Raw genomic sequence first — 20,734 nt, 5'->3', positions numbered from 1 at the left:
TCGAACAATCTTCAGCAGCCCCCGTCTCGGTGACACCCTCGTCATCGCAACCCCCGGTTCTCTACCCCGAGCTCATCCGCTCGTTGCGGTGGCCCACTCGACGATCAAGATCGTCGAGACCAGGAAGTTCGTTAACGATGCGAAAATAGCTGACAACCAATTCATTTGGGTGCGACGCGTCCCGGCTCGATCATGCCGGGCGCACACCGATGCCGGCCGCCCTCAATTTTTCGCGCCCGCCGACGCTCGCTCGACGATCGGGAGCAGCCAGCGGCGGGCGAGGGTGCGGATCTCGTCATCGTTGTCGAGGGTGTAGTTCGACAGTGGGCTGAGCAGTAGCGATTGCACGACGCGGACTGTCAGTTCGGCCGCGTCATCGAAATCGGGTGCGGCGTCGGACGTCGTCCCGGCCGGGGCGAACATCGAGTTCAGTTGCTGGGCCAGCCAGTTTCGACCGACGAGCAGGTACGGGCTGTCGTATGCGGCGTAGGGGAGGATGGTCTCCGGTTCGGTGCGGATCAGGCGCTGTAGCAACGGATTGTCGCGCAGCCAGCCGAACGCGAAGGTGAATTGCTCGACGAATCGTTCGTGGGGGTCGGTCATGTTCTCGCCCGCTGCTTGGATCTGGGCCAGTACGCGCTCGAGTTCGCGTGCGACGCCGGTGCTGACGATCGCGTCTTTGTTCGGGAAGTGCGTGTAGATCGTAACGCGGGCGATGCCTGCGTACCTGGCGATCTGATCCATGGTGAGTCGGCGCAGTCCGTAGTGCTCGGCCGCCTTGAGCGCGCCGTCGACGATCCGATCAGCAGTGTCGAGTTCGAGGCGCTCAGTCGGGCGTTTCCGTGCCATGACGGCCGATTCTAGCGGTTCGTGTCAGTGACTGTTGACTGGCTTCACCAGGCAAAACAACTTCATGAATGACAGATCGACACTATCTGTTTATCGTGTTATGCAAGGTAGTGGCGAGGGAAGGGGTCCGCGATGGACCGGGAAATCGTCATCGTCGGCGCGGGCTTCTCGGGCATCGGTGTCGCGATCAAGCTGCAGCAGGCCGGTTTTCCCGACTTCCTGATTCTCGAGGCCGGTGACGACGTCGGGGGTACGTGGTACTGGAATACCTATCCTGGTGTGGCGGTGGATATTCCGTCCTTCAGCTACCAGTTCTCTTTCGAGCAGCGGGACGACTGGTCGCGCAGTTACGCGACGGGACGTGAGCTGCGGGCGTATGCGGTTCACTGCGTGGACAAGTACAAGCTGCGAAGGAACATCCGGTTCGCGACGACGGTCACGACGGCCGTGTACGACGAGCGAGCCAATCTCTGGCGGCTGTCCACCTCGGCCGGGACCGAACTGACGGCGCGCTTTCTGATCAACGCCTCCGGTGTGCTGACGCAGCCGAAGCGGCCCGACATCCCCGGTGTCGACGAGTTCGCCGGTCTCACCATGCATACCGCGCGCTGGGATCACACCCGAGACCTCGCGGGTCGACGCGTGGGCATTATCGGAACCGGCGCTTCGGCCGTCCAGTTGATCCCGTCACTCGCGCCGAATGTCGAGCACCTCACCGTTTTTCAGCGCACCCCGATCTGGTGCCTGCCGAAGCCCGACTTCGCGCTGTCGGATCGAGCGCGGCGCGCGCTGCGCTACATCCCTGGAGTACGCGGGCTCGCGCGGTGGGCGAGTCAGGGATTCGTCGAGGTGACCTTCCCGCTGGCCGGGCACTACTTCACCGCCATACCCGGGTCGGGTTCGCTCGAAAGCCTTGCCCGGGCCTACATTCACAGCCGGGTCGACGATCCGGTTGTGCGGGACAAGCTGACTCCTCGATATGCGCCCGGCTGTAAACGGCCGAGTTTCCACAACGACTATTACGCGACGTTCAACCGCGACAACGTTCAGCTCGAGACCAACTCGATCACCCGGATCTGTGCGGACGGGGTGTACACGGCCGACGGCCTACTGCACGGCCTCGATGTGCTCATCCTGGCGACGGGGTTCAAGGTTTTCGAGTCCGGCACGATGCCGACCTACGTCTTGCGCGGCCGCGGCGGGATCGAGCAGTCACAGTGGTGGGGCGAGAATCGCTACCAGGCATATCACGGTGTGAGCGTGCCCGGATTCCCCAATCATTTCTCGATTTTCGGCCCGTACGGATACAACGGGGCCTCGTATTTCACGTTGATCGAGGCCCAGAGCGCCCACATCCTGCGGTGTCTGCGCCATGCGCGTACAACGGGTTCGAATCTCATCGAGGTGACCCGGCAGGCCAACGACCGCTACTTCGCCGAGATGCTCGCCCGCCGCAGCCATCAGGTCTTCTGGCAAGACAGTTGCGCGGAGTCCAACAGTTACTACTTCACCGAACACGGCGACGTGCCGCTGCGGCCCCATACGACGGTCGAAACCTACTGGCGCAGTAATCGATTCGATCTCGATGACTACGAATTCGCCCGGGGTGGAGCAGTCCCGTCCCGAGTCCACTCGATCGAACCCGCACAAGGGGGACCGCAATGAGCGGCGTTGCTCTGGAAAGCCCTGTCGACCCCGCCGATTACCCGCTGCCGCCCACACTCGGCATCCACCGGCTTCCGACCGTGATGTCCGGGATGCGCCGGAATATCGTTCCGGTCCTGCACGAGCAGTTTCAGCGGTTCGGGCCCACCGTCCGGGTGTATGCGCCCGGGATTGCCGAGTTCGTGTTCGTGAGCCGGGCGGCGGACGCCGAGCGCGTCTTCATTTCCAGGCAGGATATCTACAGCAAGGGCGAGGAATACGACATTCCGGCGCTCGGTCTCCGGACCGGATTGGTGACCAGCCGCGGCGCGCGCTGGCAGCGCGACCGCAAGATGATCAATCCGATGTTCGCGAAGCGGCGGCTGGATCCGTTGGCGGAGAACATGACTCGGCGCATCGTGGCGATGACCGAGCGCTGGAACCGGATTCGGGACGGCGAGACCATCGATATCGCGAAGGAGATGATGCGCGTCACCTTGGAGATCGCGGCCGAGACCCTGTTCGGCACCGATCTATCGGAAGCCGAGATCGCCGAGACCGGCGCTGCGATCACCGAGGTGCTCGAGGACATGCTGTTGATCGGAGCATCGCCCGCGGTCTGGGTGTCGGCGGCCCTGCCGCGGATGCGGCTGGACAGTGCCGCGCACGGGCACTGGCGTTACCGCCGCATCGCCCGCCGCCTACGGCAGCTGGATGCGCTGGTGCAGCGGCGCATCGACGATCGGCGTGATGCCGGGGTCTCGCGAAACGACTTCCTCGCCATGCTTCTCGAGGCCGAGGACCACAAATCCGACCGATTGACGCACCGCGAGGTCATGGCACAGGCGGTGACATTCCTCGGCGCCGGCCACGAGACGAGCGCCTCGGGTCTGAGCTGGTTCTGGCATCTGCTGGCCGAGAATCCCGCTGCGCGCCGCCGCCTGCTCGACGAGGTGGACGAGGTGTTGCAGGGGCGGCTGCCGACCGCCGCCGACATCGATCGATTGCCCTGGACCAAGGCGTGTTTCAGCGAAGCGCTGCGCATCCACCCGCCGGTCTACCTCGCCATGCGCACCGCGCACCAGGACGACGTGCTGGGCGGCTACCGGGTGCGCGCGGGCTCCACGGTCATCGTGCTGACCCACGAGATCCATCGCGATCCGGACATCTGGCCGGACCCGACCAGTTTCGACCCGAGCCGCTTCCTGCCCGGTGCGGGCAAAGATCGGCCGCGCGGGGCCTACGTGCCCTTCGGCGGAGGCCGTCGCATCTGCATCGGATCCCAATTCGCGCTGATGGAAGGCGTTCTCATCGCCGCGGCGACCAGTCAGCGATACCTGCTGGACTCGGCGCCGGGCTGGGCCGTCCTCGAAGAAGGTGCCACGACCCTGCGGCCCCGGGGCGGACTGCCGATGGTCGTGAGGCGGCGCGGGTCTGGGACGCATACGGCGAGTGCGTAATGGCCCATACCAGGCTCGCGGGAGGCACGGTCGTGATCAGCGGCGCCGGGTCCGGTATCGGGCGAGCCCTGGCCCTGCGGCTGTCCGCCATCGGATGTCCGCTCGCCCTGACCGACTGGAACGCAGCGGGACTCGCCGAAACCGTCGCGCTGATTCCCGGGGCGTGCCTGTCGCGATCGCTCGACGTTCGTGATCGCGCCGCACAATTCGACTGGGCGCGGCAAGTCGGGGAGTGGGCGCCCGCCCCGCTGGCCGCGGTCGTCAACAACGCGGGCGTCGTCGTGTCGCAGCACGCCGTCGACGCGATCCACGAGGACGACAAATGGCTGATGGACATCAACTTCTGGGGTGTCGTGCACGGTACCCAGGCGTTCCTGCCACGGCTGGTGCAGCAGCGATCCGGTGTGGTGGTCAATGTCTCCAGCCTGCTCGGTCTGATCGCCTTCCCCACCCAAACCGCTTACTGCGCATCGAAATTCGCAGTCCGTGGCTACACCGAAGCACTGCGCCACGAATTGCACGGCACCGGTGTGCATGCGGTCGTGGTGCACCCGGGCGGCATCGACACACCCATCACGCGCTCCGGGCGGGTCCGCGTCGACGCACTGGGCAACACCGATCCCGAGTTGTTCCATCGCAATTTCAGTGCGATCGCGCGGACCTCGCCGGAACAGGCCGCCGAAACAATTCACACCGGGGTCGAACGCGGCCGCTCCCGCATCCTCATCGGTGCCGACGCGCACCTGATCCACCTGCTCGCGACAGCGCTGCCGACTCACTACTTCGACCTGATCCGCCCCGCGATGCCACTCGCCCGCCGCATCCTCAACACCTCGAGCCTCGGTCGCCGCGATCGCACGACGACGTAGATGCAGCCCGGCCGGTGACCACCAGATTGGGCGATGGGGTCGCCGAAACCCTCAAAGTTGGAGCAAAGGTGGAATCCGGCGGCCGCGTGAGGAATCTGCAACGCTGTGACCTTGACGTTCCCCCGGTTCAAGGCGTATCAACCTGGGTACAGCTACCGATGTAGTAGGTAAGACGACGCGTGGAGAGAGGCGGTCCAGGTGTCGATGCGTCCTCCCTTGCCGACGCGCTTGTGGCGCGTGCGGCCGTGGAACACCAATTCGCTGATGCGCGTCTCGGATCGGGTCGAGGTGGTGTTGCGGGCGGTGGCGGTGGTTGTGGTGGCTGCCGCGGTGCCGGTTTCGGGCGCGATCGGGACGGTGAGTTATACGGGCGCTCAGGCTCGGATCGCGGCGCAGGATGCGGGGAAGACGCGGGTCAGTGCGACGGAGACGGCGGATGCCGTGCAGGTGCCGGATACCGACCGGTATGCGGGGCATCCGGAGCGGTATCAGGCTCCGGTGCAATGGGTTATCGACGGTAAGACCGCCACGGCCACGGTCGATGTGCCCGGGCCGCAGGCCGCCGGGGCGAAGGTGGGGTTATGGGTCAAGGACGGGCAGCCGACGCTCGCGCCGTCCCGGCCGGGGGCCGCGGCCGCGGAGGGGATCGGGACGGGGCTCGCGGTGCTCGTCGAAACCTGGTGTGCGGCGGCGGCGTTGGTGTGGTTCACCGGGACCGTGTTCGATGCCCGGCGTTATGCGCGCTGGGAGCGCGAGTGGCGGGGGATCAACCGGCCGATCGGCAAGGACACGTTGTAGCGACGTCGAACCCCGGCGCGGTTCGGCCCAAGACTGGGGCCCGCGCCGAGATCGGTTGCGCTGGATCAGTACTCGCCGTCGATGAGATTCTGGGGGCGTTCACCGGCCACGTAGCGGCCGATCTGGGTGGCGGCGACCTTCCAGCCGCGCTGTAGGTTCCCCGAGCTGCTGCCGCCGACATGCGGGGTGAGCAGCAGGCCGGGGGCGTCCCAGAGCGGATGGTCGGCGGGCAGGGGTTCGGGATCGGTGACGTCGAGAATGGCGCGCAGGCGGCCGGATTCCAGCTCGCGCAGCAGGTCGTCGGTGCGGACGACGGGGCCGCGCGCGGCATTCACGAGGATGGCACCGTCCGGCATCCGGGACAGGAATTCGGCGTCCACCATCCCGACGGTGGCCGCGGTGACCGGCACCATGAGCACGACCGCGTCGAAATGGGGGAGCAGCTCCGGAATTTCGTCGACTCCGTGTACGCCGTCACGCGCGCGAGTACCGACCAGTTCAACGGTGGTGTCGAAGGGTTCCAGCATCCGCCGCAGCTCGATGGCCAGATCGCCCGCCCCGATGAGCAGGATCCGCTTGCCGTGCAACGTATCGGTGCGATGCTGCGTCCACCGGTGCTCGCGCTGGGCGACGGCGAATTCGGTGAATTCCCGGTACACCGTGAGCAATCCGGTGATCGCCCATTCCGCGGTGCTCGCGCCGTGCGCGCCGCGACCGGTGGAGATCATCACCTCGGGGGGCAGCTTGCCCACCCACATTTCCGCGCCGGCCGTGAGCAGTTGCACCAGGCGCAGTTTCGGCAGCGACCGGGCCAACGTCACCGTTTCAGGCTTGGCGGCCAGGAAGGTGGGCACGAAGACTTCCGCCTCGTCGGCTCCGGCGGGCAGCGGCTCGCCGAGCGTATAACGCAGCGCCCGCGCCCCTTCCAGTCGCGAGACCGCCGCGAAACCGTGTTCGTCGGGAACCAGCACCGTCACCGTCATGACTGCGACGCTAGCCGACCGGGGCGAATGCCGGTCGGCGCGGTCGGGAGTCAATAGCGGGGATGGGCGAGGTACCGGGCGGGCGCGCCGAGCAGCCAGCGGATCAATGCCACGGTCAGCACGATGATTCCGAGCGAGGTGCAGGCCGGGGTGGCGAGCAGCCAGCCGGCGTCGAGTAATGCGAGGCCGAGCACGGCGAGCATGCGGTGTTCCTCTGGCGGACCGGAGTCCTACTTGGTGACGGATTCGGTTTTGGCGGGTGCGCCCGGAGTCTTGCGGAAGAGGTTGACCGACCAGGTCGGCAGCGTGAAGCGGCGTTGCGGCGTCTTGGTCATGGGAACCACCGGCTGCCGGGGCGAATCCACGCTACGCGCAGGCTTGGCCGCGGGTGCCGGTTTCGCGAGTTCCTTTCGCGCGGCCGCCATTTCGCGCCGTGAATGCCGCAGCTCGCGCCGCGCCACCACACCGCGCCGCGAGGTGGTCCACACCCCGGCGAGCACCAGGATGAACCCCGCGGTGCCGATCGCGCCGACGAGAATCCCGTAGGCGAACAGCAATCCGGAGGATCCCCCGTAGGTGTGATCGAAAACGGTGAAGCCGCCCGCCACGGTATGGCTGTCACCGCTGTTGGCCTGCACTCCGGCCACCCCCACCGTCACAGCACCCAGCAGAGCGATGAGCCCGATGATTGTCAACATATCGGGGACATGCCCGCTGCTGGTCGGGTCAAACCCGTGCGACGGCGGGTTGTCGGTGAGTCTCGGCGGTTTCGGCGCTGTTCGGCGCGCCGCGTTCGAATGATGGCTATCTGGTAGCAAACTTCAGGGCATGTCCGTTATGTCGGATAGTCGGCGCGGGTAGCGGCCGGGGTGGCCGCGTCTGTTCGCCGTGGCCCGTCGCCCATGCTGGCGACCGGGGGCCGGCCGCCGGAGGGGCCCGGGTGGGCATTCGAGATGAAGTGGGACGGGGTTCGGATCATCGCGCTCGCCGGAGGCGGGGAGGGGCAGCTCTTCAGTCGCAACGGCAACGACGTCAGCGCGGCCTATCCCGAGGTGGTGGCCGCTTTGAAAGCGTTGCCCGACAACGGATCGCTGATTCTCGACGGGGAGATCGTGGCGTTGGATCGGGGTGGGGCGCCGTCGTTCGGGTTGTTGCAGCGGCGGATGCATGTGGCGCGGCCGGGGGAGCAGTTGATCGGGGACGTGCCGGTGCGGTTCTTCGTTTTCGATCTGCTGACCGTCGACGGGGTTGACATCATGCGGCAGCCCTATCTCGAACGGCGGGTGCGGCTGGCGGAATTGGATCTGCCTGTGCCGCTTTCGGTGCCGCCGCACTGGGTCGATACGGATGCCGAGAGCTTGCTGGAGGTGGCGCGCGAACATCGGATCGAGGGCATCGTTTCGAAACGGACGGATTCGGTCTATCTGCCCGGGCGACGTTCGCCCGCCTGGATCAAAACCCCGCTGCGGGAACGCACCGAAGTGGTGGTCGCGGGCTGGACACCCGGATCCGGTGCTTTCGGGGCGAGTTTCGGATCTCTGGTGCTCGGTGCGCACGACGACACCGGGCGACTGGTCTACATCGGCAATGTGGGCACCGGATTCACCCAGGCCGCGCGCCGGATCCTGCGCGATGCGTTGAACGAGATCGAAGTCGACGCAAGCCCTTTCGAGAAGCCCCCGACGGAAGCCGGTGCGGGCGGCTGGCACTGGGTGGAGCCGATCCTGGTCGCGGATGTCGAATACCGCGAGTTCTCGGGCGAACGGCTGCGCATGCCCAGCTGGAAGGGGTTGCGGACCGACAAACCGCCCGCCATGGTCGCGGTGCCGCCGCTGCGCTGATGCTCCGGCGCAGCCGGACCGATGCTGACCATGAACCATGGCACGCGACAACGCAATTGGCGTATTCGCGGCGGAGGGACCACAATCGAAATCATGGGCGGCGTAGGGGCACGAAAGCTGCGCGAGCTCTCGGCTGCCGATGCACTGAAACGGCTGGCGAGCGCGCAATACGGACGAATCGTGTACTCGCGCCGTGGACTTCCGATTATCAGACCGGTCAATCACATCGTCGAAGAGGACGTCGTGGTGGTGCGCGCGCATCTGGGCGCAAGCCTGTTGCGGGGTGACGGCCAGGTGGTGGCCTACGAGGCCGACTCCTTCGACGAACACACCCGGCAGGGCTGGAGCGTGATCGTCACCGGCGTCGCGCGCGTGGTCATGGATCCGGAACAGGTACAGCGCTACGAGACCCTGCTGGACCCGTGGATCAATCTGCCGATGGATCACATCATCCGGATCGAGACCGAGGTCGTCACCGGCCTCGAACTCATCGATGAAGCAGGCTGAGGCACCTCCCGGCAACTCCCGATGCGATCCCCGGCGACACCACGTGTGCCGGTAACTGTGACGGCGAATACCTCTCCGGTAGCGTGACACGCCGTTGGACCGAGCACGGCAATCCGTCGGCAAGCTCGGTGCGGCCGGCATCTCCCGATCACCAATGCTGGGGTTCCGGCCGCACGCACGTGAGAGGAACCGCATTTGACAGCCTCGGAAAGGGAGCTACCGGACACCGGTACGACGCCCGGAGACGATGAGGGATATTCGCGCGGCTTGTCGCCGCGCACCATTCAGATGATCGCCATCGGCGGCGCGATCGGCACCGGCCTGTTCTATGGCGCGGGCGGGGCGATCCAGAAGGCCGGCCCGGCACTGATCCTCTGCTATCTGGCCGCGGGCCTGGCCATCTTCGTGATCATGCGGGCGCTGGGCGAACTGCTCACCTACCGCCCGGTCACCGGCAGCTTCGCCGAATACGCGAACGAATTCCTGGGCCGCTTCGCGGGTTTCGCCACCGGCTGGACCTACTGGGCGGTGTGGGTCGCGACCTGCATGGCCGAGATCACCGTGGCGGGCAAGTACGTCCAGTACTGGTTCGACATCCCGCAGTGGGTCACCGCGCTGGTGGTGCTGGGCATCATGTTCATCGCCAATCTGGTGTCGGTGAAACTGTTCGGCGAGGGCGAATTCTGGTTCTCCGCCATCAAGGTGACCGCCATCGCGGCCATGATCGTGATCGGCGTCGGCGTGCTGATCTTCCACTTCGGCCACGCCACCAACCCGACCGTCACCAACCTGTGGAACGACGGCGGTGTCTTCCCCAACGGTTTCGGACAGGCGCTGCTCGCCCTGCAGATCGTGGTATTCGCCTATGTCGGTGTGGAATTGGTGGGCGTCACCGCCGGTGAGGCGCGCGACCCGAAGCGCACCCTGCGCAAGGCCATCAACACCCTGCCCTTCCGCATCGGCCTGTTCTACGTCGGCGCGCTGATCGTCATCATGTCGGTGTCGAGCTGGCGAACCTTCCACGCGGGTCGCAGCCCGTTCGTGGAGGTCTTCGAACAGATCGGCATCCCCGGCGCGGCAGGCATCATCAACTTCGTCCTGCTCACCGCCGCCCTGTCCTCGTGCAACTCCGGCATCTACTCCACCGGCCGCATGCTGCGCAGCCTCTCCCAACGCGAGGAAGCCCCCGCCGCCCTCGGCGCCCTGAGCCCCCGCTCGGTCCCCGCCGTCGGCATCGCCGTCTCCGCCGCGGTCATGGTGATCGGCGTAGCCGTCAACTACTTCTCCCCGGAAAAGGCGTTCGGCTACATCACTTCCGTGAGCACCATGGGCATCATCTTCGTCTGGGGCATGATCCTGATCTGCCACCTCCTCTACCGCCTCCGAGTCAACCGCGGCGAACTCCCCGCCAGCGACTACCGCCTCCCCGGCGCGCCCTACACCACCGCCCTCGCCCTGGCCTTCCTCGCCTTGGTCGTAGTCCTCCTCTTCTTCACCGAAGACGGCCGCAGCGCCCTCGCCGTAGGTGTCGCCTGGGGCGTCCTGGTCTGCGCCGGCTACCCCCTGCTCTCCCGCAAACACACGAAAACCGCTGCCTAGCAGCGGTTTTCTACCGTATCTCGGTCCGATGGTGTAATCGCTACCCCCCGTAGCGATTACACCATCGGTGTTTCTCGACCCTCACAGCACCGCGCTCGCAGTCAGTGCCATGATCAACACGCTGACAACGACAATCGGCCAGACCGCCAACCTGCGGCTCACACGATGCGCGCCGGTCTGGATATCGGTCAACTCCCAGATCAGCAGGTCCCCGGCGCCGGTGATCCACCCCTTCGTGAACACCGGACAGTTCGCCTCCACCGTCATCGCCCGGACCGGCAGGAATCGTGACTCCCACTTCCTGCCCTCGTCGTCTACGAGCCGTAGCAGCATCCCCCAACGCTGCTGCCACGGCGACAACCGACCGAAAAGCCGCGCCACCCACCGGGATCGGCTCCGCACCAACCGGCGCTGCGCCCCGGCCGCGACGATCGTCGCCCCCAAACTCGGCAGCACCGAATCGGGGACATAGGGCTGCTCGCACAACAACATGAGCATGGGCAGCACGAACCAGAGTGGCTGTGGCACACCCATGATGATGCGATCCGGTGTGCCGATGACCCTGCCGGTCACCGAACCGCGCCGCGGAAACCTGCGCGGCCGCTTCCGCACCCGCTCGGTGGGCGTCCAGTAAATGGGTTCGGAGGCGATCGGCGCTACGGGCATCGGTGCCGGGCGATCCGGTATCGGCGGTTGTTCGGATTCGATTGGACTACCGCACTGAGGGCAGTATTGTGGAATGCTGTGTGGCATGACGGTTCTCTTCGTTCGGAGCCGATTGCCGTCGCTCGGACAAAGGTCCGGGCAATCTGTGCACGCTGAATAGAAAGTCCGAATCGCATGTGATTCGGATATTTTGGGCATAAGGTATCCATGCGTGCCGCCGAATTCGATCATCGGTCGGCGAAGTAGAGTCCCCGCCCATGGTGATGGTGTGTGTGGGTCTGCGCCCCGGAAATGCGAATCACTTCATCGGAGGCACCTCCTCCCGCCCTACAAGGTGGCCTCGTCTCGGGTATCAAACGCCCGCTCGGGCACCGATTCCGATGCCTCCACGGTGACGCGCCCGTGGCACTTCGTCAAGTAACGCTTGAACAATGAATCGCGAAGAGTAAGTTGTGCTTGACGTGACAGGCCGTGTCCCCGGGAGAGGTGGCCATGCGTGAGATCAAGCTCGCCGAGACGCTCAAGCATCTCATCGAGGCCGGCGACTACAGCGGCAACCGCAAGCAACTCAGTATCGATCTTGGTATCACGACGGCGGCGCTCTCGCAGTATCTGAAGGGGCAGAACAACCCCAGCGTGGACAAGCTGGTCGCGATCGCCGACCTGTTCGGGGTGTCGTTGGACTACCTCATGTTCGGCGAGGACAGTGTCGCGGGAGCAAGCGGGACACTCGATTACGGGCCGATTGCTCGCTACATGGAGGCAAGTCTCGCTTCGGCTCGTGCCGACGCTGCCGTGCAGTCCGCTTTCGTAGCGAAGATCGGCGCGATCCTCGCGCAGCGCATCGGGGTGGCGGCGCAGGATGCTGCGAAGCGTCCGCTCACATTCGCCGGAATGCTGGATCATTATCAAGCGCTCGAATTGGAGCAATTCAGCGAGGAAAGTCGCATCGCCGCAATGGATCTGGCGGAAGATCTCGTCACGGTGGAAGGCGGCATCGAGCAGGGTGTGGCGGCCGGCAATTTCTTCGATATCGTTGCACAGAACTTGGCTCGCGGGCGCCATTATCGGTTCGTGCTCTCGCCGGAGATGCCGCGGCGGGCATATTATGTGGAACAGTTCCGGACGCTGCTCGAGCAGTACGGGCTGAGCTCGTCGGAGATCGATCGATGCAGTTTCAGCGTTGCGGTTCAAGGTTTCTACGCGGGATTCTGCTTGTTCAGACTCGATGTCGCCCAGCTGCGCAAACAGAGTCCGATCCTCTATCAGTACGTCGAAGAGTACATCGGCAGTGACGGCTGGATCGGTTTCACCGAGTCGCCTAACTCGGCCTACGTCGGCGTCTCACTGATGGATAGGCGTCATCGGGCCCTCGCGTCGACGACATTTGATCGACTGACCCTCGAAACAAAGAAAGGTATCGGTGAATGAACGACTCAACCTGTGAAGGACTTACGCGCGGCGTTGTCGTCGCGCGTGTCTTGGAAGTACGGGAACATCCGAATGCCGAGCGCATCTGGTTGGCCACGATCGACCTAGGCGATGGTCCCAAGCATCAGGTTGTTTTTGGCGGTGAGCGGCGTGACATCGTGGGGGAGTTGGTTCCGGCCGCTCCTCCGGGTGCTCGGCTACCGGGTAAGAAGAAGATGCGGCGGGGGAATTTCCGGGGGAAGTCCTCTTACGGGATGCTGTGTAGCTCGGATGAATTGGGTTGGACATCCAACCTGGTAGACGAGGTGGCGATCCTCGATCCGAACAGTGGTTTGGTCCCGGGACAGTCGCTCGATTGTCTTGATGCGCCACGGTTTTTGGTGTTGCCGGTGGGGGTGCGCGGCTAGGCTCGGTGGGCATGACGCATGCTCGGGATCGTCGGGGGCGGGGTTCGGGTGCGTTCGATCCTGCAACGGTGCCGTTACGGGCGCAGAGGGTGCAGGGGACATCCAGACCCCGCCCGCCCGTTGCCAGACGTCCTCGGGATCGCCCGCAGCGGTCGTCGAGGGTGATGGTGGCAGGGCGGGCGGTGATGGCGTTGGTGGCGGTTGCGGTGTTGGTGGCTACGGGGGCGGCGTGGCGGGAGTACAACCATGAATTGAGTGGGTTGACGGTTTCGGGGATCAGTCCGGGTGGGCCGAAATCCAGTGGGAAGACGCAGAATATCCTGGTCATGGGGTTGGACAGCCGGCTCGATGAGCATGGGAATCCGTTGCCGCAGGAGATGTATGACGCGTTGCATGCGGGGGATGACAGTGAGGGCGGGTTCAATTCGAATGTGCTGATTCTGGTGCACATTCCGGGGGATGGTTCGAAATCTACGGCTATTTCTATTCCTCGTGATGACTATGTCACGCTCGATTCGGCGTCGTGCGCCACCTCTCCGTGTAAGGGAAAGATCAAGCAGGCCTACGGGTTCGCGTATGCGCGTGCGAAGGACAAGCTCACCGCCGCCGGAGTCAAGGACGCGCTGGAGTTGGATCAGAAGTCGCGAGATGCGGGGCGGCTGGCCGAGAGCAACACGGTGGGCAAGTTTCTGGGCGATGTGCCCGTCGATCACTTCGTCGAGGTGACCCTCGCCGCGTTCTTCCAGATCGCGCAGGCGGTGCAGCCGATCACGGTGTGCCTCAACGAGGACACGAAGGACAGCTATTCGGGGGCCGATTTCAAGAAGGGCAAGCAGCAGATCGATGCCTCGCAGGCGATGGCGTTCGTGCGGCAACGGCGTGACCCGGATCAGCCGCTGTTCACCGATCTGGATCGGACCCGGCGGCAGCAGGCGTTCATCGTGTCGCTGCTGCGGCAACTGCAGGACGGCGGCACGCTCAACAGTCCCAGCAAGCTGCGGGCGCTGCTCGACATCACCAAGCAGAACACCGCCATCGACAAGGATCTGGATCCGCTGGCGTTCGCGCAGCGGGCATCGGCGCTGTTCAGCGAGGGAGTGTCGCTGTATACGCTGCCGGTCAAGGACTTCGGGACCGACGACGCGGGGGAGTCGATCAATATCGTCGACACCGGCGAGATCAAGAGCATCGTGGCGAACCTGCTCGGCGACGACGCCGCTACCACCACGACACCGCCGACCACGACCACCGTCATTCCCGACGCGTCCGGCGTCGTGCTCAACGTGGTCAACAGCTCCGGCCAGAACGGCTTGGCCGCGCAAGTCCAAACCGCGCTGGCCACTCGGGGATTCACCCGCGGCACCACCGGCACCGGCGCGGCTCGCGACACCACCACCCTGACCTACGGCACCGGCGCCGAAGCCGCCGCGACCGCCCTGGCCGCACAGCTCGGGCTCACCGCCACCAAGTCGGCCGCCGTGGAGGAGCAGACCGTGCAGCTGACCCTCGGCGCGGACGCGCGCAGCGGACCCATCGCGAATCTGGTGTCCGACCAATCCGATCCGAGCACCTCGGCCGCGCGCACCACCACGCCGACCACGTCGACCACCCCGCCCGCCCCGGTCTCGGCCACCGCTTCCGGCGTGAACGCACCCGCCGCCACCGACCTGTCCCAGATGGACACCGGTGGCATTCCCTGTGTGCGGTAACCGCATTCGCGCCTGTGATGCCCGCGGCGGGCGTAGCTTGCTTGGTGCAGGCACTGGTTCGAGGGGTGCAGATGAACGATCCGCGACGGTATGTGGTGATCGGCGGTGGACTGGCCGGACTGGCGGCCGCGGTCTGGCTGGCCGAGGCCGGCAAGCAGGTGACGCTGCTGGAACGACGGGGCCGGTTGGGCGGGCGCACCCACGCCCTCGAGGTCGCGCCACTGCGGGACATAGCCGACAACGGACAGCATGTGATCGCCAGCGGGTATGAGCATCTGTTCCGGTATCTCACCAGCGTCGGCACCCGGCAGTACGTGAGCTTTCCGCAACGCGGTGTGCTGCGCTGGCCGGGCGGGCGCACGGTCACCATGGGCACCAAGGGTTTTCCGGCCGTGCGCGCACTGTTCGGCGCGCATCCGGACGCCACCCCGGCCGACCGCGTGCGGGCCGCGAACGCCACCGTGCGCCTGGGCTGGCAGTGCCTGCGTCAGCCCGCCGACCTCGCCGACCTCACCACCGACCAATGGCTGCGCCGCCTGGGCATGCCCGAGACCGCCCGCGAAGCCCTCTGGGACTGGCTGGCCCTGGGCATCGCCGCCGAACCGGTGCGGCAGGAATCGGCCAAGGTGTTCGCGGATGTGCTGGCGACCGGAATCCGGTTGGGCGTCAAGCGACTACGACCGGTCACCATCGGCTACCCGACCACCGATCTGGACACCCTGTTCGTCTCGGGCGCACAGCGGGTGTTCGACCGGCACGGGGTGACGGTCAAGCATCGAGCGGTGGCCCGGCGCATCCGCATCGAGAACGGTGCCGTCACCGGTGTCGAACTCGCCGACGGCGCGGTGCAGCCCGCGGACGCGGTGGTGTGCGCGGTCCCGAACTCCTACATCGGCGGCCTGCTCGACGACCTACCCGAGCACGACGAAATCTATTCGGCCGCCGACAAACTCGGTTACACCCCGATCGTCAGCACCAACCTCTACCTGGACCGCCCACTCGGCACGCAGGCCGCGATGGAGGCCCTCATCGGCGGCGCGGGCGTGATCGACGAGGTCTTCGACCGTCAGCGCATGCACGGCCGCGGCACCCTCAACGGCTGGCTCTACTGCCTGACCACCAGCGGCGCGTACGAGCAGATCCACAAGCCCCACCACGCGGTCGTCGACGAGCAGATGGCCCTGCTGCGCCGCTACTACCCGGATGCGGCCGATGCGAAAGTGCTGCACGCCCAGGTGGTTCCGATGCCGCGAGCCACCTTCTCCCAGGTGGTCGGCACCGACGGCCTGCGCCCGTCACAGCGGACGTCGGTACCCACCCTGGTGCTGGCGGGCGACTGGACCCGAACGGACTGGTCGGCCACCATGGAAAGTGCCGCCCAGAGCGCCGCCCGCGCTGTGGACCTCCTGCTGGCTCTACCCGCCCCGATCTCCGCGGTCGAGCGGGTCACGAGTAGCGGCGACTGACGACGTCGGCGTGCCTACCCTGGTGCCGGCCGGGATGGAACCCGAACCGACCCGTCGGCCACGATGGGAGCACAGCCCAGAGCGCGCCGCAGGCCGTGGAACTGCCGGCGCGGATCGAGCTCCGACCGGCGAATTCGACCGGCCGGTCGAACTATTCGCGTTGTGTTCGCACTGGTGGCTCGCGGAAGAAGTTGAGGATCAGGCGGGTGATATCGGCCAGGAAGCGGTCGCGCGGGATGGGCGGGCCGTCCAGCAGGTAGCGGATGGTCAGATGCTCGACCGTGCGGACCAGCATCCACGCCGTGGCATCGGGGTCCAGGTCGGCGGGGATCGGGTACTGGCGCATCGAGAGGGTCAGCCGGGCGAGCTCGCCGATCTGCTGTTCGAAGGCGGCCACCGGACCGTCCGCGGCCAGACGCGGGGTCTGCTCGACCACCGCGCGCAGTAATTCCCGATCGTCGCCGAGGGCGTCCATGAGGTAGGAAATCGTTTCCGGGACAGAGATTTCCGGCGGACTGCCGATGTAAGACAACACTCGTGCGCGCACGCGCTCGGTCACCTCCAGGGTGTAGCGCTCGATCACGGCGGCCACGATCGCGTCCTTGTTCGGAAAGTACTGATACAGCGAACCCGGACTGATATCCGCCGCCGCGGCAATGCGATTGGTGGAGGCCCCGTCGTAGCCGTGGGCGATCAACACCCGCTGCCCGGCGTCGAGAATGCGGGCCACCATGGCCCGTGAACGATCCTGCTGCGGGGTCCGGCGGGGCGGCGCGGCAGCGGGTTTCGGGGTGCGGCGTTTCGATGTCATGGCGTTTCGGGGGAGATTCGGAATGCGAATTGAATGCGAGCAATTATTCGTGTCAGCGTGGGATTCATGGTGACACACAGCGCAACGGCGCGCGACCCCCACCACGATCCGGTGCCACTCGGGCCGGAGTCGCTGACCTGGAAAACCTTCGGATCCCTCTACTTCCTGCCCAGCGCCCTGTTCGTCGGCATGGTGCAGAACATGCATCCCGGACTCGGGGCTGGGGTGGAATACCACTCCGAGCTGCGGGACGAGTTCTATCCGCGGATTCTGCGCTCGCTGTATCCGATCTACGGCGTGGTCTTCGACGGCGAGCGGGCGCACGAGACGGCCCGCGACATCGTTGGATACCACCGCGACATCAAGGGCGTCGACGCACAGGGCCGCCGCTATCACGCTCTCGACCCCGGCACCTTCTACTGGGCGCACGCGGTGTTCTTCATGCAGAACCTGCGCGCCGCGGACCTGTTCATGGGCGGGCTCGACGAGGCCGAGCGCGAACAACTCTGGCGTGAGCATTACCAGTGGTACGAGATGTACGGCATGAGCATGCGGGTGGTGCCGACGAGTTGGGCCGCCTTCCAACGCTATTGGCAGGCGATGTGCCGTGACACCTTGGAAGCGACCCAGGCCGCGCGGGATGTGTTCCACCTCGTCGACACCGTGCCGGTGCCGCCGTTCCCGCTGGTCCGGCAGCTGCCGAAACCGCTGTGGGAGCATCTCATCCGGCCTGCCGGAGGCCAGTTCTACCGGTTCGTCACCATCGGGCTGTGCGATCCGGAGATCCGCCGCACCATGGGCTTCACCTGGACCACCCGTGACCAGCGGCGCTTCGATCGCCTGTGCCGGACGCTGTCGGCGATGAATCGGGTGACACCCGACGGGATCAAATACTTCTTCCCCCGCATCCACGCCGCCCGGCGCCGCGTCGCCGGTCGCCGGCCTGCCCGGCTCGCACCGCCCGAAGTGCCCGAAATGCTGTGGCCCGTAGGCGAACACCGCGCCGAGAACAAGCACTACTGCCCGGTCCACGCCGACCGCGGCGCCGATCCGATCACCAGATTCCGCCAGCTGACAGGGTTTTGACACCATGACTCAGGGACTCGAAGCCACCCGACCGCACCCCTACGATTACTACTACCGGCCCGGTCTGCCGCTGCGCCCGCCGCCGCCGCGCGCCGTGGCCTCGGACCTGTGGTTCGAACCGCGAAAAGCCATGCTGGGACCCTGGATCGAGGTGCGCCGCGAACCCGTCGACACCCCGCGCACCCGGCTCATGGCCGACCATCTGTGGCAGGGCGACGAACCCATGGACGAGTTGGTCGCGGCGTTCCGGCGCATGGGCTCCGCAGGCGGGCGGCGCATGCTGAACCAGGCACTCACCCACGGCATCGACAGCCTCGACGATCCGCTGCCGGAAATGGTGAATCTGTTCGCGCGACTGGACAATCCGCCGGACTGGTACGACCCCGACCTGTGGGAATACGGTCGGCGACTCTGGATCAACGTCTCACTCGCCGGGAAGATGGCGATGGGCGTACAGGATTTCATGGGCACTTTCGTCGGCGCGGAGGTCGCCTCCGCCGTCGGGCAGACCGGGCGCTTCGTCCGAGATCCCTACCGCCGCAACCTGGAATCGTCCGTGTGGTTCCGCAGCGTCACCGCGCCGCGGGCATTGGAACGCGGCAACCCGATCTTCCACGACACCATCCGGGTCCGGCTCATGCACGCGCAGGTGCGGGCGATGCTGCGGCGCACCTGGGGTGACGAACATTTCGCCCTACACGGCAATCCCATCTCCAATGCGACCACCATGGGGGCCGCCGTCACCTTCGGTCTTTCACCCATGTGCTTCGATCATGCACACGGACGCCGCTGCACCACCGCACAACTGGACGCGGTCATGCACTACTGGGCGTACATCGCGTATGTCTTCGGTGTGGCCGAGGAACTGATCCCACGCTCGGCCGCCGAAGGGATGGAACAGGCCGACTACATGGTGGCGACCGCGGGAGTGGCCCCGCAGTGGACGGCGACCATGACCGGCGCGGCTACGCGGTCCTTCAGCGATGCCACACCGACCGGTCGCCTTCGCATAGCGGCCACCGCACCCCTGTTCGGAGCTCTCGCCTACTACAGCAGTGAACCTCTGGTCCGCACGCTGCTGGCAGAAACCCCGCTGAAATCGGTTCGCCTGCGCCCGTACTCGCAGCTCGTCGGCCTCGCCGCCGCCACGGAGGTCCGGGTCCGGGCCCTGGACGATCGACTGCCGGGCGCCCGCATGCGCATGAACCGCCGTGCCCGCCACATCGACCCCATGTGGGACCGCAACACCCGCATCGCGCGTTACCTCGCGGCGAAAGTCGGTATCCGCGGGACTCCGTTCGACCACCACGACACCGCTGCCACTACTCCCGCCGACACTCCGCGCTGTCCGATCTGACGGGCCGACGAGTCGGACGCATCCGATAGGTCAGCTCTGGGTCCCCACGATGCTCAAGTACACGACCATGAGCGTGAACAGGAACCAGCCCACGCCCTGCCAGATAGGCCAGGCCCGCTCGTTCCGCCACGCGCGGAATGCCAGTATCAGCGCGCCGATGCCACCCAGGAGTAGCAATCCGCCCGGCACCAGTCCGACCACTGCCCGGGAGGTGGCATCGCAGAGCATCGCACCGGCATTCAGGCACTGCGGCCGCGCCGAAGCCCACACCACGACGATGACCGCGCCGACCGCGGTGATACCCAGCACGGCCAGTACGTACTGGGTGGCGTGCCGCAGCATCGACGGATCGTTCCACCGCTTCTCCACGTCATTGACCATGCGGTCACACCTCCTCGCCATGCTCGACCCGCACCGAACCCGATACCACCATGGTCGTCTCGTATCCGGCCCGACGCCACGCCGCAGCTCTCGGAACCAGACCTGCCTACGGCCTCGGAGACCGCATGCCCCACGACCGCAGCGAACGATCGTGTGCCTGGCTGGTCGATCTCAGCGGGCGTCGGCGGCTAGGCCGAGTCCCAAGGCGACCAGTATCGCGGCGAGGGTGCGTTCGATGCGACGCCGGATGCCGGTGCGGCGCAGCCAGTCTCCGGCCCGGTCGGCGGCCAGCACGACGCCTACGCACCAGGCGGTGTCGATGACCAGCTGGATCGGGGCCAGGATCAGGAAGGTCGGTAGGACCGGGCCGGTGGTGGGTAGGAATTGCGGGAGGATGGTCAGGCCGAAGACGGCCGCCTTCGGGTTGGCGGCGATGGAGATCAAGGATGCGCGGAAAGCCGCAGCCGGGGTATGACCGCTCGGCAGCGCAGCCGTGAGAGCCGACCCGAACGCGTCGTCGCCGCGCGCGCCCCGCCAAGCTTGAATTCCCAGCCACACCAGCACAATCGCACCGAACAGGTGAATTCCGAGGTTCAGCACGCGGTTGGCGACCAGCAGCGCCGACAACCCCGCGCCACCGGCCAGCGTCCACCCGAACACCCCGATCTCATTGCCCGCCACCGCCGCCAGCCCCGCCGCCCGCCCATCGCGCACGGACCGCTGCAGGAACAGCGCGGTGGCCGGACCCGGAATCGCGGCCAGGATCAAGCACGCGAGAGTGAAGGCGGGAAGCACCTGAATCCAATGCGGCATGCCCCGATGCTGACACGCACCCACCCTCAGCGGCCAGCAAAATTCGCCAACTGCCGC

General features: G+C 66.1%; 21 protein-coding genes. 13 read left to right on the top strand and 8 right to left on the bottom strand.

Going from position 1 to position 20,734, the window contains the following annotated elements; genetic code table 11:
- Positions 1–222: 222 nt before the first annotated feature.
- Complete coding sequence (locus ACFXHA_RS37855) at positions 223–849, bottom strand: TetR/AcrR family transcriptional regulator (protein WP_379364917.1); 627 nt, start codon at positions 847–849, stop codon at positions 223–225.
- A 132-nt stretch (positions 850–981) separates the two neighbouring features.
- Here ACFXHA_RS37855 and ACFXHA_RS37850 point away from each other — a divergent pair, with 132 nt between their 5' ends.
- From ACFXHA_RS37850 to ACFXHA_RS37835, 4 genes are all read left to right on the top strand, one after another.
- Positions 982–2,514, top strand: coding sequence for a flavin-containing monooxygenase (locus ACFXHA_RS37850; protein WP_379364915.1), 1,533 nt, complete (start codon positions 982–984; stop codon positions 2,512–2,514).
- A complete protein-coding gene (locus ACFXHA_RS37845; protein WP_379364914.1) occupies positions 2,511–3,953 on the top strand; it encodes a cytochrome P450 in 1,443 nt (480 codons plus the stop codon). The genes ACFXHA_RS37850 and ACFXHA_RS37845 overlap by 4 nt, the downstream gene beginning before the upstream one ends.
- 32 nt (positions 3,954–3,985) lie before the next feature.
- Positions 3,986–4,822: an SDR family NAD(P)-dependent oxidoreductase gene (locus ACFXHA_RS37840; protein WP_379364912.1), complete on the top strand. Its 837-nt coding sequence runs from the start codon at positions 3,986–3,988 to the stop codon at positions 4,820–4,822.
- 198 nt (positions 4,823–5,020) lie between these two features.
- The gene (locus ACFXHA_RS37835) at positions 5,021–5,620 is read left to right on the top strand and encodes a hypothetical protein (protein WP_379364911.1); all 600 of its coding nucleotides are present in this window, start codon (positions 5,021–5,023) and stop codon (positions 5,618–5,620) included.
- Between the two features lie 65 nt (positions 5,621–5,685).
- Here the strand turns inward: ACFXHA_RS37835 and ACFXHA_RS37830 are convergent, their stop codons facing one another.
- The 3 genes from ACFXHA_RS37830 to ACFXHA_RS37820 are packed head-to-tail and all read right to left on the bottom strand — an operon-like array spanning position 5,686 to position 7,301.
- Positions 5,686–6,603: a 2-hydroxyacid dehydrogenase gene (locus ACFXHA_RS37830; RefSeq protein ID WP_379364909.1), complete on the bottom strand. Its 918-nt coding sequence runs from the start codon at positions 6,601–6,603 to the stop codon at positions 5,686–5,688.
- Between the two features lie 50 nt (positions 6,604–6,653).
- The gene (locus ACFXHA_RS37825; RefSeq protein ID WP_379364908.1) at positions 6,654–6,806 is read right to left on the bottom strand and encodes a hypothetical protein; all 153 of its coding nucleotides are present in this window, start codon (positions 6,804–6,806) and stop codon (positions 6,654–6,656) included.
- Positions 6,807–6,833: 27 nt separating this feature from the next.
- On the bottom strand, positions 6,834–7,301 hold the full coding sequence (locus tag ACFXHA_RS37820; RefSeq protein ID WP_379364906.1) for a hypothetical protein: 468 nt from the start codon (positions 7,299–7,301) through the stop codon (positions 6,834–6,836).
- Between the two features lie 204 nt (positions 7,302–7,505).
- Between ACFXHA_RS37820 and ligD the strand changes: the two genes are divergently transcribed.
- From ligD to ACFXHA_RS37805, 3 genes are all read left to right on the top strand, one after another.
- Positions 7,506–8,444, top strand: coding sequence for a non-homologous end-joining DNA ligase (gene ligD, locus ACFXHA_RS37815; RefSeq protein WP_379365311.1), 939 nt, complete (start codon positions 7,506–7,508; stop codon positions 8,442–8,444).
- A 21-nt stretch (positions 8,445–8,465) separates the two neighbouring features.
- On the top strand, positions 8,466–8,951 hold the full coding sequence (locus ACFXHA_RS37810; RefSeq protein WP_379364904.1) for a pyridoxamine 5'-phosphate oxidase family protein: 486 nt from the start codon (positions 8,466–8,468) through the stop codon (positions 8,949–8,951).
- Between the two features lie 195 nt (positions 8,952–9,146).
- Positions 9,147–10,550: an amino acid permease gene (locus tag ACFXHA_RS37805; RefSeq protein ID WP_379364903.1), complete on the top strand. Its 1,404-nt coding sequence runs from the start codon at positions 9,147–9,149 to the stop codon at positions 10,548–10,550.
- A gap of 81 nt (positions 10,551–10,631) precedes the next feature.
- Here the strand turns inward: ACFXHA_RS37805 and ACFXHA_RS37800 are convergent, their stop codons facing one another.
- Positions 10,632–11,078, bottom strand: coding sequence for a hypothetical protein (locus ACFXHA_RS37800; RefSeq protein WP_379364901.1), 447 nt, complete (start codon positions 11,076–11,078; stop codon positions 10,632–10,634).
- A gap of 630 nt (positions 11,079–11,708) precedes the next feature.
- On the opposite strand from ACFXHA_RS37800, the gene ACFXHA_RS37795 reads away from it, so the two are divergent.
- The 4 genes from ACFXHA_RS37795 (at position 11,709) to hpnE (ending at position 16,229) form a co-directional block, all read left to right on the top strand.
- Positions 11,709–12,647 carry a helix-turn-helix domain-containing protein gene (locus ACFXHA_RS37795; protein WP_379364899.1) on the top strand — a complete coding sequence of 313 codons (939 nt, stop codon included), beginning with the start codon at positions 11,709–11,711 and terminating at the stop codon, positions 12,645–12,647.
- The gene (locus ACFXHA_RS37790; protein ID WP_379364897.1) at positions 12,644–13,054 is read left to right on the top strand and encodes a hypothetical protein; all 411 of its coding nucleotides are present in this window, start codon (positions 12,644–12,646) and stop codon (positions 13,052–13,054) included. Before ACFXHA_RS37795 ends, ACFXHA_RS37790 begins: the two co-directional genes overlap by 4 nt.
- Positions 13,055–13,380: 326 nt before the next feature.
- The gene (locus ACFXHA_RS37785) at positions 13,381–14,763 is read left to right on the top strand and encodes an LCP family protein (RefSeq protein WP_379364895.1); all 1,383 of its coding nucleotides are present in this window, start codon (positions 13,381–13,383) and stop codon (positions 14,761–14,763) included.
- Positions 14,764–14,834: 71 nt separating this feature from the next.
- Positions 14,835–16,229: a hydroxysqualene dehydroxylase HpnE gene (hpnE, locus tag ACFXHA_RS37780; RefSeq protein ID WP_379364894.1), complete on the top strand. Its 1,395-nt coding sequence runs from the start codon at positions 14,835–14,837 to the stop codon at positions 16,227–16,229.
- 151 nt (positions 16,230–16,380) lie between these two features.
- Here hpnE and ACFXHA_RS37775 read toward each other — a convergent pair whose 3' ends face one another.
- A complete protein-coding gene (locus tag ACFXHA_RS37775) occupies positions 16,381–17,040 on the bottom strand; it encodes a TetR/AcrR family transcriptional regulator (RefSeq protein ID WP_379364892.1) in 660 nt (219 codons plus the stop codon).
- 66 nt (positions 17,041–17,106) lie between these two features.
- Between ACFXHA_RS37775 and ACFXHA_RS37770 the strand changes: the two genes are divergently transcribed.
- Both ACFXHA_RS37770 and ACFXHA_RS37765 read left to right on the top strand, forming a co-directional pair.
- The gene (locus ACFXHA_RS37770; protein WP_379364890.1) at positions 17,107–18,126 is read left to right on the top strand and encodes an oxygenase MpaB family protein; all 1,020 of its coding nucleotides are present in this window, start codon (positions 17,107–17,109) and stop codon (positions 18,124–18,126) included.
- Between the two features lie 4 nt (positions 18,127–18,130).
- The gene (locus tag ACFXHA_RS37765) at positions 18,131–19,483 is read left to right on the top strand and encodes an oxygenase MpaB family protein (protein ID WP_379364888.1); all 1,353 of its coding nucleotides are present in this window, start codon (positions 18,131–18,133) and stop codon (positions 19,481–19,483) included.
- 30 nt (positions 19,484–19,513) lie between these two features.
- Here the strand turns inward: ACFXHA_RS37765 and ACFXHA_RS37760 are convergent, their stop codons facing one another.
- Positions 19,514–19,864 (bottom strand): hypothetical protein, encoded by a 351-nt coding sequence (locus ACFXHA_RS37760; RefSeq protein ID WP_379364887.1) that lies wholly within the window; start codon positions 19,862–19,864, stop codon positions 19,514–19,516.
- 171 nt (positions 19,865–20,035) lie between these two features.
- Positions 20,036–20,677 carry a LysE family translocator gene (locus ACFXHA_RS37755; protein ID WP_379364885.1) on the bottom strand — a complete coding sequence of 214 codons (642 nt, stop codon included), beginning with the start codon at positions 20,675–20,677 and terminating at the stop codon, positions 20,036–20,038.
- Between the last annotated feature and the right edge of the window lie 57 nt (positions 20,678–20,734).

It is taken from the genome of Nocardia sp. NPDC059240, from assembly GCF_042753865.1.
Taxonomy (GTDB): Bacteria; Actinomycetota; Actinomycetes; order Mycobacteriales; family Mycobacteriaceae; genus Nocardia.
The sequence above is the reverse complement of the archived record's forward strand: the minus strand, read 5'-3'. Positions and strand labels throughout refer to the sequence as shown.

Excerpts from the sequence above, each read along its gene's own strand:
- ACFXHA_RS37855 (WP_379364917.1), bottom strand. The coding sequence starts at position 849 with ATGGCACGGAAACGCCCGACTGAGCGCCTCGAACTCGACACTGCTGAT.
- ACFXHA_RS37850 (WP_379364915.1), top strand. The coding sequence starts at position 982 with ATGGACCGGGAAATCGTCATCGTCGGCGCGGGCTTCTCGGGCATCGGT.
- ACFXHA_RS37845 (WP_379364914.1), top strand. The coding sequence starts at position 2,511 with ATGAGCGGCGTTGCTCTGGAAAGCCCTGTCGACCCCGCCGATTACCCG.
- ACFXHA_RS37830 (WP_379364909.1), bottom strand. The coding sequence starts at position 6,603 with ATGACGGTGACGGTGCTGGTTCCCGACGAACACGGTTTCGCGGCGGTC.
- ACFXHA_RS37825 (WP_379364908.1), bottom strand. The coding sequence starts at position 6,806 with ATGCTCGCCGTGCTCGGCCTCGCATTACTCGACGCCGGCTGGCTGCTC.
- ACFXHA_RS37820 (WP_379364906.1), bottom strand. The coding sequence starts at position 7,301 with ATGTTGACAATCATCGGGCTCATCGCTCTGCTGGGTGCTGTGACGGTG.
- ligD (WP_379365311.1), top strand. The coding sequence starts at position 7,506 with ATGCTGGCGACCGGGGGCCGGCCGCCGGAGGGGCCCGGGTGGGCATTC.
- ACFXHA_RS37810 (WP_379364904.1), top strand. The coding sequence starts at position 8,466 with ATGCTGACCATGAACCATGGCACGCGACAACGCAATTGGCGTATTCGC.
- ACFXHA_RS37795 (WP_379364899.1), top strand. The coding sequence starts at position 11,709 with ATGCGTGAGATCAAGCTCGCCGAGACGCTCAAGCATCTCATCGAGGCC.
- ACFXHA_RS37790 (WP_379364897.1), top strand. The coding sequence starts at position 12,644 with ATGAACGACTCAACCTGTGAAGGACTTACGCGCGGCGTTGTCGTCGCG.
- ACFXHA_RS37785 (WP_379364895.1), top strand. The coding sequence starts at position 13,381 with ATGGGGTTGGACAGCCGGCTCGATGAGCATGGGAATCCGTTGCCGCAG.
- hpnE (WP_379364894.1), top strand. The coding sequence starts at position 14,835 with ATGAACGATCCGCGACGGTATGTGGTGATCGGCGGTGGACTGGCCGGA.
- ACFXHA_RS37775 (WP_379364892.1), bottom strand. The coding sequence starts at position 17,040 with ATGACATCGAAACGCCGCACCCCGAAACCCGCTGCCGCGCCGCCCCGC.
- ACFXHA_RS37770 (WP_379364890.1), top strand. The coding sequence starts at position 17,107 with ATGGTGACACACAGCGCAACGGCGCGCGACCCCCACCACGATCCGGTG.
- ACFXHA_RS37765 (WP_379364888.1), top strand. The coding sequence starts at position 18,131 with ATGACTCAGGGACTCGAAGCCACCCGACCGCACCCCTACGATTACTAC.
- ACFXHA_RS37760 (WP_379364887.1), bottom strand. The coding sequence starts at position 19,864 with ATGGTCAATGACGTGGAGAAGCGGTGGAACGATCCGTCGATGCTGCGG.
- ACFXHA_RS37755 (WP_379364885.1), bottom strand. The coding sequence starts at position 20,677 with ATGCCGCATTGGATTCAGGTGCTTCCCGCCTTCACTCTCGCGTGCTTG.